The sequence below is a fragment of the Priestia sp. FW507-14D1A genome, assembly GCF_058781295.1.
In genome coordinates, this window is sequence record NZ_JBYSWQ010000022.1 from 1 (window position 1) to 10,688 (window position 10,688).

12 protein-coding genes, 1 tRNA gene, 1 other RNA gene, 1 pseudogene and 1 other annotated feature are annotated in these 10,688 nt (G+C 37.5%); of the genes and pseudogenes, 11 read left to right on the forward strand and 4 right to left on the reverse strand.

The genetic code is table 11. The annotated features are described in order from the left end of the window. From AC3WJG_RS26445 to AC3WJG_RS26460, 4 genes and pseudogenes are all read left to right on the forward strand, one after another. Positions 1 to 198, forward strand: a pseudogene (locus AC3WJG_RS26445) (pyridoxal 5'-phosphate synthase lyase subunit PdxS); the annotation flags it as partial. Between the two features lie 21 nt (positions 199 to 219). Beyond that, positions 220 to 807 (forward strand): pyridoxal 5'-phosphate synthase glutaminase subunit PdxT, encoded by a 588-nt coding sequence (gene pdxT / locus AC3WJG_RS26450; RefSeq protein ID WP_028410383.1) that lies wholly within the window; start codon positions 220 to 222, stop codon positions 805 to 807. Positions 808 to 864: 57 nt separating this feature from the next. Further along, positions 865 to 1,077: a binding site (T-box leader), on the forward strand. Positions 1,078 to 1,129: 52 nt separating this feature from the next. Continuing rightward, positions 1,130 to 2,407, forward strand: a complete 1,278-nt coding sequence (gene serS, locus AC3WJG_RS26455; RefSeq protein WP_028410384.1) for a serine--tRNA ligase — start codon at positions 1,130 to 1,132, stop codon at positions 2,405 to 2,407. A gap of 111 nt (positions 2,408 to 2,518) precedes the next feature. After that, positions 2,519 to 2,611, forward strand: a tRNA-Ser gene (locus tag AC3WJG_RS26460). A gap of 120 nt (positions 2,612 to 2,731) precedes the next feature. Here AC3WJG_RS26460 and AC3WJG_RS26465 read toward each other — a convergent pair. The 4 genes from AC3WJG_RS26465 to AC3WJG_RS26480 form a co-directional block, all read right to left on the reverse strand. After that, the gene (locus tag AC3WJG_RS26465) at positions 2,732 to 3,412 is read right to left on the reverse strand and encodes a deoxynucleoside kinase (protein WP_492588900.1); all 681 of its coding nucleotides are present in this window, start codon (positions 3,410 to 3,412) and stop codon (positions 2,732 to 2,734) included. After that, a complete protein-coding gene (locus tag AC3WJG_RS26470; protein ID WP_028410386.1) occupies positions 3,412 to 4,047 on the reverse strand; it encodes a deoxynucleoside kinase in 636 nt (211 codons plus the stop codon). Before AC3WJG_RS26470 ends, AC3WJG_RS26465 begins: the two co-directional genes overlap by 1 nt. Positions 4,048 to 4,190: 143 nt before the next feature. Beyond that, a complete protein-coding gene (locus AC3WJG_RS26475) occupies positions 4,191 to 5,492 on the reverse strand; it encodes a glycoside hydrolase family 18 protein (RefSeq protein WP_136790578.1) in 1,302 nt (433 codons plus the stop codon). A 56-nt stretch (positions 5,493 to 5,548) separates the two neighbouring features. Further along, positions 5,549 to 6,091 carry a cysteine hydrolase family protein gene (locus AC3WJG_RS26480; RefSeq protein ID WP_028410388.1) on the reverse strand — a complete coding sequence of 181 codons (543 nt, stop codon included), beginning with the start codon at positions 6,089 to 6,091 and terminating at the stop codon, positions 5,549 to 5,551. A 79-nt stretch (positions 6,092 to 6,170) separates the two neighbouring features. Between AC3WJG_RS26480 and tadA the strand changes: the two genes are divergently transcribed. From tadA to AC3WJG_RS26515, 7 genes are all read left to right on the forward strand, one after another. Beyond that, complete coding sequence (tadA, locus tag AC3WJG_RS26485) at positions 6,171 to 6,641, forward strand: tRNA adenosine(34) deaminase TadA (RefSeq protein ID WP_286127834.1); 471 nt, start codon at positions 6,171 to 6,173, stop codon at positions 6,639 to 6,641. A 102-nt stretch (positions 6,642 to 6,743) separates the two neighbouring features. Further along, an RNA gene (ffs, locus tag AC3WJG_RS26490) (signal recognition particle sRNA large type) lies at positions 6,744 to 7,008 on the forward strand. Positions 7,009 to 7,138: 130 nt separating this feature from the next. Beyond that, on the forward strand, positions 7,139 to 8,827 hold the full coding sequence (gene dnaX, locus AC3WJG_RS26495; protein WP_098334889.1) for a DNA polymerase III subunit gamma/tau: 1,689 nt from the start codon (positions 7,139 to 7,141) through the stop codon (positions 8,825 to 8,827). A gap of 19 nt (positions 8,828 to 8,846) precedes the next feature. Next, complete coding sequence (locus tag AC3WJG_RS26500) at positions 8,847 to 9,167, forward strand: YbaB/EbfC family nucleoid-associated protein (protein WP_013081327.1); 321 nt, start codon at positions 8,847 to 8,849, stop codon at positions 9,165 to 9,167. Between the two features lie 15 nt (positions 9,168 to 9,182). After that, positions 9,183 to 9,779 (forward strand): recombination mediator RecR, encoded by a 597-nt coding sequence (recR, locus tag AC3WJG_RS26505; protein WP_013054839.1) that lies wholly within the window; start codon positions 9,183 to 9,185, stop codon positions 9,777 to 9,779. A 14-nt stretch (positions 9,780 to 9,793) separates the two neighbouring features. After that, the gene (locus tag AC3WJG_RS26510) at positions 9,794 to 10,018 is read left to right on the forward strand and encodes a YaaL family protein (protein ID WP_013054840.1); all 225 of its coding nucleotides are present in this window, start codon (positions 9,794 to 9,796) and stop codon (positions 10,016 to 10,018) included. Between the two features lie 115 nt (positions 10,019 to 10,133). Continuing rightward, a complete protein-coding gene (locus AC3WJG_RS26515) occupies positions 10,134 to 10,403 on the forward strand; it encodes a pro-sigmaK processing inhibitor BofA family protein (protein ID WP_028410391.1) in 270 nt (89 codons plus the stop codon). Positions 10,404 to 10,688 lie beyond the last annotated feature (285 nt).

Genomic DNA, 10,688 nt, shown 5'->3' on the forward strand with positions numbered 1-10,688 from the left:
GACGGTGTGTTCGTTGGATCAGGAATCTTCAAATCAGACAACCCTGAAAAATTTGCGCGAGCAATCGTGGAAGCAACAACACATTATCAAGACTATGAACTGATTGCAAACTTATCAAAAGGGTTAGGAAGTGCAATGAAAGGGATTGAAATTTCATCATTATTACCAGAAAACCGCATGCAAGAGCGTGGATGGTAATTTAAAGGGAGTTTTGACAAAATGGTAAAAGTAGGCGTGTTAGGATTACAAGGTGCCTTTCGCGAGCATGCACAAGCATTAGAAGCAGCAGGCGCTGAAGCCATTATCATAAAAAAAGTTGAACAGCTAAACGAAATAGATGGTTTAATCCTACCGGGCGGCGAAAGCACAGCGATGCGTCGTCTGATTGACAAATATGACTTTATGGGACCTCTTCGCCAGTTTGCACAAGCAGGTAAACCGGTATTTGGTACGTGTGCGGGTTTAATTTTACTCGCAGGACAAGTCGTTGACCGTGAAGAGCCCCATTTAGGTGTTATGGATATTACGGTAGCTCGAAACTCGTTTGGGCGTCAACGGGATAGCTTTGAAGCTGCCCTAAATATTAAAGATATCGGTGAAGATTTTATAGGCGTATTTATCCGTGCTCCGCATATTGTAGAAGTAGGAGAAAACGTTGAAGTCTTAGCCATGCATAACGACCGAATCGTTGCGGCAAGACAAGGTCAATTCTTGGGATGTTCGTTTCATCCAGAATTAACAGATGATGCTCGCATGGCGCAGTATTTTGTAGCAATGGTTGAAGAAGCTTCAAAAAAACCTGTATAAATGAATTGCATCTTGTACAGACTTGTAGTACATTATGATTAATAAAAATGATATTGGTATAAAGCGTTGATAGGAAATAGTAATAAGATTTTTGATTTCAAGAGAGTCGATGGCTGGTGTGAATCGATAATCAATTCTTATGAATCCGTCCTGGAGCAAGCTGTCGAAAAAGTAGTAGGCAGTTTCGGTTCATCCGTTATCTGGTTTAAGAGGAAGGCTTATTTTAGCTTTCAATTAGGGTGGCAACGCGGGTAAACTCTCGTCCCTTTCATGGGGATGAGAGTTTTTATTTTGCCCTTTTATACTAAAGGAGGTACTAAGTATGTTAGATTTAAAATTTTTACGTGCTAATTTTAATGAAGTAAAAGAAAAGCTCAAGTTTCGTGGTGAGGACTTAACGGACTTAGGTCGCTTTGAAGAGTTAGATGCAAAACGCCGTGAGCTAATTGCTCAAACAGAAGAGTTAAAAAGCAAGCGAAATGAAGTATCACAGCAAATTGCACAATTGAAGCGTGAAAAACAAGATGCTGATCATTTAATCGTTGAAATGCGTGAAGTAGGAGACCGCGTAAAGCAATTGGATGAAGAGCTTCGCAGCGTTGAAGAAGAATTAGAACTATTGCTACTTTCAATTCCTAACGTTCCACATGAAAGTACGCCTGTAGGTGAAACTGAAGATGATAACGTAGAAGTTCGCAAATGGGGAGAAATTAAACAATTTGATTTTGAACCAAAACCGCATTGGGATTTAGGAACAGATTTAAATATTTTAGATTTTGAAAGAGCTTCGAAAGTAACGGGAAGCCGCTTTGTATTTTATAAAGGGTTAGGTGCAAGATTAGAACGCGCTCTTATTAACTTTATGATGGATTTACATATGGATGAGCATGGTTATGAAGAAATCCTTCCTCCATATATGGTAAATCGTACAAGCATGATGGGAACAGGGCAGCTTCCTAAATTTGAAGAAGATGCATTCAAGATTAAAGAAGAAGATTATTTCTTAATTCCTACAGCTGAAGTACCAGTTACAAATTTGCATCGTGATGAAATTTTAAGTGGAGATCAGCTTCCAATTGCTTATACAGCGTATAGTGCTTGCTTCCGATCAGAAGCAGGCTCTGCAGGAAGAGATACACGTGGTCTTATTCGTCAGCATCAGTTTAATAAAGTAGAACTGGTTCGCTTTGTTAAGCCAGAAGATTCTTATGATGAATTAGAAAAATTAACGGGCCATGCTGAAAAGGTTCTTCAACTATTAGGTTTACCTTACCGAGTTCTAAGCATGTGTACAGCTGACCTAGGTTTCACAGCAGCCAAAAAGTATGATATTGAAGTTTGGATTCCAAGTTATGAAACGTATCGTGAAATTTCTTCTTGTTCAAACTTTGAAAGCTTCCAAGCTCGCCGTGCTAATATTCGCTTCCGACGTGATACAAAAGCAAAACCAGAGCATGTTCATACACTAAACGGTTCTGGCTTAGCAATTGGTCGTACGGTAGCTGCAATTTTAGAAAACTACCAGCAGGAAGATGGATCAATTCAAATTCCAGAAGTGCTGCGTCCATATATGGGAAATAAAGAATTTATCTCTAAATAAAAGTAAAAGATGTTCATTAAGAATTAATTCTTAATGAACATCTTTTTAAAAAAAATCAATAAAAGAGTTGACTTCATTATTTATATATGATAAATTAATACTTGTCGATACGGAGGAATACCCAAGTCCGGCTGAAGGGATCGGTCTTGAAAACCGACAGGGGTGTTAAAGCCCGCGGGGGTTCGAATCCCTCTTCCTCCGCCATATTTGACTTATAATGCAATTAACATAGCGCGATAAATTGGAGATTGGAAAACCGTTACTTATAAGTAACGGTTTTTTATTTGTTAAAAATGCCGCTTTATCTATTAAAGCGGCATTTTTTTATAGATGACGGCGTTTTAGCTTTTCATTATGTTGTAAAAAGCGAGCCACTTTTTCAACAATTGATTCAATTGAATCAGGATTCTTGATAAGGTCGTATTCTCTAATATCTAAACGAAGAATAGGGCAAGCCGTAAAGTTATTAATCCAGTCTTCGTATCGGGCGTGCATCTCTTTCCAATAATCAAGAGGCGTTTGCTGTTCCATTGGTCGCCCTCTTTCTTGAATCCGATCTACAATATCTTCGAAGCTGCCTTCCAAATAAATGAGCAGATCCGGATGAGGAAAATATGGAGTCATAACCATTGCATCGAACAAGCTTGTATATGTTTCATAGTCTACTTTAGACATCGTTCCTTTTTCAAAATGCATCTTAGCAAAGATACCGGTATCTTCGTAAATGGATCTGTCTTGGATGAAGCCGCCGCCATACTCGAAAATTTTCTTTTGTTCTTTAAAGCGTTCCGCTAGAAAGTATACCTGTAGGTGGAAGCTCCAACGTTCAAAATCTCCATAAAATTTGTCCAGGTAAGGGTTGGAATCTACTTTTTCAAACGATGTGCGAAATTGGAGAGCATCAGCCAATGATTGAGTCATTGTAGATTTCCCAACTCCAACTGTGCCCGCTATCGTCAACACAGTATCATTAGGAATGTTGTATTTCGATCGTAAGTTTACCATTACATACTCCTTTTTAACATACTCTCTTGAACCTCTGATAAGATTCTATTTAAGTGTTGTTTATTTTGTACAAAATCTATTTCATCACCGTCATAACGTAAAATGGTTACATCAGGGTTATTTTGTTCAAACGCCGTCATAGCCTTTTCATAATCATCACTTAGCCTCGCAAGGTAGTGAGGATCGATGTTTCGTTCAATTTCTCTTCCGCGCATTTTAATACGCTTTAACAAGGTATCTAAACTGGCATTTAAATAAATAATAATGTTCGGAGCTGGCATATCAGCCGTTAAGATGTGGAAGATTTGTACATATTTTTTATACTGTTCATCTTTTAACGTTTGCTCAGCAAAAATCATGTTTTTCATAATATGATAATCTGCTACAACAGGTTTTTTATAAGATAAGAACCCTTTTTGAATATCCTCCAATTGTTTATATCGATTACATAGAAAAAACATTTCGGTTTGAAAACTCCACTCGTTGATATTTTCATAAAATTTCCCGAGAAATGGATTTTCATCTACGATTTCTTTTAAAATTTCGAATTGAAATGCTTGTGCAATCTCTTTAGCTAGAGAGGTTTTTCCGACACCGATGGGTCCTTCTACTGAAATAAAAGGTGTGCCTTGCATTCATTTGCCTCCTTCATGACCACTCGTTCAAAAAAAACAGACAAAAAATATTTTAACATAGAGAAGGAGAATAAGGGGAAAAGAAATTTCTTTCAGTAAGAAGAATAACAAAAAGCCTACTGTTCACAGTAAGCTTTCCCTATTTATGGCTGTGTCACTCTTTTTGTAATTTTGAAGTTGTCTTCAATCAAGAGCCAGTTTTGCGGGAAGTCCAGGCCTAGTTTCCAGTAGGCCATTCCTCTAAGTTTTAATTCTTTGATTAAATTAAACTTGGCCTGAATAGACCTAGCGTCTTCAAACCATACTTCGTGGGTGCGCTGCTGTTCATCTTTATACCGGAAGAAAGGAGCTTGTGCTTTATCGTCGTATTGAATCGCTACTTTATAGCGAGCTGCCAACTCAATAGCTCGTTGAGGACTAATGGCTTTGGCATATTCTCCTCCTGGTTTGTAAGGAAGTGTCCAATCGTAACCGTATAGGTTTTGACCCATGATAATTTTTGAACTAGGTATTTCAGATACTGCATATTCTAAAACATCACGTACGGGACCAATAGGAGAGACGGCCATAGGAGGCCCACCGCTATATCCCCATTCATATGTCATCGGAACAACGAAGTTAGCAATCTCTCCAATGGCTTTATAATCATGTGCTTCATACCATTTGCCTTTTTGATCTCGACTTGTTTTCGGAGCTAAAGCCACAGACATAAGAAGTTGCTCATCTTGAAGCCGCTTTTTTGCTTTCTGTAAAAATGCAATATAGGCTTCTTTATCTGCCGGACGCAAAAATTCGAAGTCAAAATGAATGTCTCTGAAATTTTGTTCTTTCGCTGTTTTCACAATATTATTTAAGAGCGTATCTTGAACGTCTTTATTATTTAAAATTGCTCGGCCGACTTCGTCACTGAATGCACCGTTTTCAATATTAGCCAATACCATTAAGAAAATGACGTCATTTTTTTTAGCAATAGAACCTAAATTGTTAAGTGGAGGTGCCTTTAGAGAACCGTCTTTTTGCACTTCGAAGTTCGCTGGCCCGAGATAAGTAAGGTATTTTGCATTTTGATTAATCATTTTCTCTGTTTGAGGAGTGATTTTTCGATTGCTTGTTTCAACATACCCTAAAAACTCACCGTTTCTTTTGTTTGGAGAAGGGGGAATTAAGATGCGGCGGCCAGGTGTTAAGGGTGCTGTAACTGAAACATTGTTCGCATTGGCAATAGCCTGGTAGCTAACGCCTAATTTTCTTCCTATCTTCCATATAGTGTCCCCAGCTTTTACTGTGTAGTAAGTACCGTTGATTGGAATAACCATAGATTGCCCGATGACGAGTTGACTTGGATTAGGTAATTCATTTGCTCTTATAATTTTCCCTGCGTCAATGCGGAACTGTTTTGCAATACTATATATACTGTCACCTGCTTTAACAGTGTAAATTTGCATAATAAAAAGCCTCCATTTCATATGACTTACTTCCATCATATGAGAAGGCTTTTTACTTAATTCATCAACTCGGTATGTTTGCAAATACGAGCATTTAATACATTATGCATCATTCTCAAAGCAAAGGTATTGTCTTCATCTGCGTTTGAAGCAATACAATCTTCAGGCACAATTAAGTTATACTCACGCATATAAGCATCGTTGGCTGAAAAAAGCACGCATATATTTCCCGCAATTCCTGTTAAAATAAGTGTATGCACATCGAGCTGTGATAGCAAAATATTTAAAGCTGTCCCATAGAAGATAGAATGCTTTGGTTTAATTAAGAAGTAATCAGCGTTTTGTGGTGAAATATGATGTAGAATGGGTGAGCTTACCTCATTTGTACAGTGTGTTAAAATGGTTTCTAAGTTTGCTTGCCATAGCTTATAGTGGTCATTCACATAGATAATAGGGATATGTTGAGACGATGCGTACTGTTTTAACTGGGCAATGTTTTGAGCAATGGTTAAAGATTTTTCAGCAAGTATTTTGCCGTTTTTAAATTGAAAATCGTTTAGCATATCAATAATAATTAAAGCAGTTTTAGCATTCTTCACACAAGGTCTCTCCTTTTCCTGATGTACATAGTAAATAGTTTGACTCAGAAAAAATATAATATGTAAGGTTGGATAAAAAGTGTTAAATGATGAAAAGTATATGAGGTTGGCAATTGATGAAGCATTAAAAGCCAAAGATAAATTAGAGGTTCCCATTGGAGCAGTTATTGTTCAAGATGATGAGGTGGTTGCTTCAGCTTATAACTTACGAGAAACAGAACAGCGATCAGTTGCTCATGCAGAACTTTTAGCAATTGATGAAGCATGTAAGAAACTAGGAACATGGAGATTGGAAGACGCTACGTTATATGTCACCTTAGAACCATGTCCTATGTGTGCAGGTGCTATTGTATTATCAAGAGTAAAAAGAGTTGTGTTTGGCGCTTATGATCCTAAAGGTGGCTGCGCGGGAACATTGTTAAACTTATTAGAGTTTGAAAAGTTTAATCATCAAGCAGAAGTAGTAGGCGGTATGCTAGAAGAAGAATGCGGGAACCTCTTAACCACCTTTTTTCGTGAGTTGCGTCAACGAAAAAAAGCTGGAAAATAGCGCTAGAAAAGTAAGTTTTCTATAGCGGTTGCATTTTTGAATGAAAAGACGTATACTTGTAAATGCATCAACTTGATGCCCAAACTATTGGTTTCAACTTTGCCGTGCTAAGCGGGGAGGTAGCGGTGCCCTGTACTCGCAATCCGCTCTAGCGAGGCCGAATTCCTTCTTGAGGTTAGCTCATCTTAGGGCCTGCCTTAAGTAAGTGGTGTTGACGTTTGGGTCCTATGCAATGGGAATCTGTGAACCCTGTCAGGTCCGGAAGGAAGCAGCAGTAAGCAGAACCTCTCATGTGCCATGGGGTCGCCTGAACCGAGCTAACTGCTTAAGTAACGCCTGGGGTGGCTAATCGACGGAAGGTGCACGGCAGTTATATACATAAGTTTAGTCTACTCTGTTGGAGTAGGCTTTTTATTTTATCTCTCACTATTTTGAAAAAAAACCTTATAATACGCTATAATGATAACTAATGAATTATATTAAAAGGAGAGGATGTAGTGGCATATCAGGCTCTGTACCGTGTATACCGTCCTCAAAGCTTTAACGACGTAGTCGGTCAACAACATATTATCAAAACACTTCAAAATGCCCTTGTCCAAGAGAAATTTTCGCATGCGTATTTATTTTCTGGACCTCGAGGGACAGGAAAGACAACAGCTGCTAAAATTTTAGCTAAAGCCGTTAACTGTGAAAAAGCACCCATTGCTGAACCCTGTAATGAATGTGCAACTTGTCGGGGAATTACTGATGGTTCCATTTCTGATGTAATTGAAATTGATGCAGCCTCTAATAATGGAGTCGATGAAATTCGAGATATCCGTGATAAAGTAAAATATGCACCTAGTGCTGTTCGATACAAAGTGTACATTATTGATGAAGTTCATATGCTTTCAATTGGAGCTTTTAATGCTTTATTAAAAACGTTAGAAGAACCTCCTGCACATGTTATCTTTATTTTAGCTACAACAGAGCCTCATAAAATTCCATTAACGATTATCTCTAGATGTCAGCGCTTTGATTTCAAACGCATTTCGCCAGAAGATATCGTATATCGAATGAAGGAAGTATTAGGTTCTGAAGAGCTAGAAGTAAGCGAGGATGCTCTTTACGAAATTGCGAAAGCTTCAGAAGGCGGCATGCGAGATGCACTTAGTCTTTTAGACCAAGCCATCTCGTATAGTACGGAGAAGGTGAGCTTAGAGGATGTTCTATCTATAACAGGAGCAGTATCACAGGCTTTTATTGTGAAGATCGTCCAAGCTATCTTTAACGAAAACATTGTAGAAGCGCTAGACTCTGTTGAAAGTTTGATCAAAAACGGAAAGGATCCAGCGAGGTTTGTAGAGGACCTCATCTTCTATTATCGTGATGTTCTGCTTTATCAAGCTTCTGAAGAAAATGCATATTTACTTGAAAAAGCAGCGGTTAACGAAGAGTTTAAAGAACTGAGTTCAAAAATGGATAGTGACTTTATTTATAAAGTCATTGCTGAATTGAACCAAACTCAGCAAGAGATGAAATGGAGCAATCATCCTCGAGTGCTACTTGAAGTAGCTTTAGTAAAATTAGCTCAAAGTTCTACAAATCAAGAGAGTGCTCTTCCATATCAAGACATTTTACAAAAAATGAATCAAATGGAAGCAGAACTGCAGCAGTTAAAAGAAAAAGGCATTCAAGTTGATCATACAGCTCAGGCAGCGCAAACAGAGAAAAAACAGACAAGACAGTCAAGAAGTCAGTATAAAACGCCTGTTGGGAAGGTAAATGAAGTTTTAAAAAATGCCACTCGGCAGAATTTAGAAACGATTAAGCGATCCTGGGCGCAGGTGTTAGACACATTGAAACAACAAAATAAAGCTTCACATGCAGCGTTGTTATCTAACAGTGAACCGGTTGCGTCTTCAGATCAATCATTTATACTTAAGTTCAAATATGAAATTCATTGCAAAATGGCTTCTGAAAATAACAACAATGTACGTGATAATTTAGAGAATATCTTATATACTTTAATTGGTAGCAAGCGTGAAATGGTTGCAATTCCAGAAAGTGAATGGGATAAAGTAAGAGAAGAGTTTCTTCAAGGACAGCAAAGCGATGGGTCATCAGGTCAACCACAGGAGGAAGACCCTGTGGTTGCGGAAGCGAAAAAGCTATTTGGAGAAGACTTAATCGAAATTCAAGAGTAAATTTAGGAGGAATGTTCATATGATGAAAGGCATGGGCAATATGCAAAAAATGATGAAACAAATGCAAAAAATGCAAAAAGATATGCAAAAAGCGCAGGAAGAGTTAGCTGAAAAAACTGTTGAAGGTACAGCTGGCGGTGGAATGGTAACAGTTGTAGTTAACGGTCAGAAACAAGTAATTGATGTAAATATTAAAGAGGATGTAGTAGATCCTGAAGATATTGAAATGCTACAAGATTTAGTACTAGCAGCAACAAATGACGCATTAAAACAAATGGACGATTTAACAAATAACACAATGGGTCAATTTACAAAAGGTTTAAATATTCCAGGACTTTAATAAGGTGGTTGCCACGTGCATTATCCAGAACCAATATCCAAGCTTATAGATAGTTTTATGAAGTTACCCGGCATTGGTCCAAAAACAGCTGTTCGCTTAGCGTTCTTTGTTTTATCTATGAAAGAAGATACAGTATTAGATTTTGCAAAAGCATTAGTCAATGCGAAGCGAAATTTAACCTATTGTTCAGTTTGCGGACATATCACAGATCAAGATCCTTGTTACATTTGTCAAGATCAGCGCAGAGAGCGAAATGTGGTATGTGTCGTGCAAGACCCTAAGGATGTCATTGCAATGGAGAAAATGAAAGAATATAACGGCTTGTATCATGTCCTGCATGGCGCAATTTCACCTATGGAAGGAATAGGGCCTGAAGATATCAAAGTACCAGAGTTATTAAAAAGACTTCAAGATGATGAGATTCAAGAAGTGATTTTAGCCACTAACCCGAATATAGAGGGCGAAGCCACGGCTATGTATATCTCTAGGCTCTTAAAGCCGACAGGAATTAAAATTACTAGAATTGCTCATGGGTTACCCGTTGGAGGAGACCTTGAGTATGCAGATGAAGTAACATTATCTAAAGCTCTAGAAGGTAGAAGAGAAGTATAACGAGGTACTCGCATATGTTTTTTAAAAGAAAAGGTTGGTTACGCAAAGAGTATGATGATGAATTTGTGAAGACTTTTATGCAAGTAAAGCAGGAATGGAGTCACAAAACTTCAATGGTAGAAAGAAGTGTAGATCCTTCAGAAGAGGTAATGGTAGATATTCGATTAGCCAAAATGAAGTATCTTTTTCTATTAAAAGAAGCCAAGCATCGAAATATTTCAATTAACAGGATGTCATAGAGGCATCCTGTTTTGTTGTCTTTATAAAATAAGGATTTCTCTCCGTGAATAGTGCTTTTTTTGAATGCTTGGACATACATATAAGGTAACTTATCTGCTTTAAGAAGGAGGCAACATGCTAAATCATCCCATTGTAGTTGTGTCTTTTTTAACAGGACTAATCATTCTACTCTTAGTAACAGGTGGTGTTGAAAAAATGCTTCGAGTCATTGGAAATTTATCGATTAAGCTGATTATTGGCGTTCTGCTGCTTTTCTTTATTAACATCTTTGGGGTACAGTTCGGTATTCATATCCCTATTAACTTCCCCACAGCCATTGTTTCAGCTATTTTAGGTATTCCAGGAATAGCTGCCTTACTTGTTATTAATAATTTCATATTATAATTTGGAGGAATATCCAAAATAAAAGTTTTCTGGAATCTTTTCGAGAAAACTTTTATTTTTTTTGAAAAAGTTGTTGACCAACAAGTTAACAGATGTTATATTTATATACGTCGCTAAGACAACAACAAAAAAATAACTCAAAAATAACTTAATGAAAAAAGTTGTTGACAAGTTATTATCGAGGTGGTAAGATAAGAAAGTCGCCTTGAGACAAGAGTTCTTTGAAAACTGAACGAAATAGTAAACGTCAACGTTAATTTTTATTTTTTAAATGAGCAAGTCAAA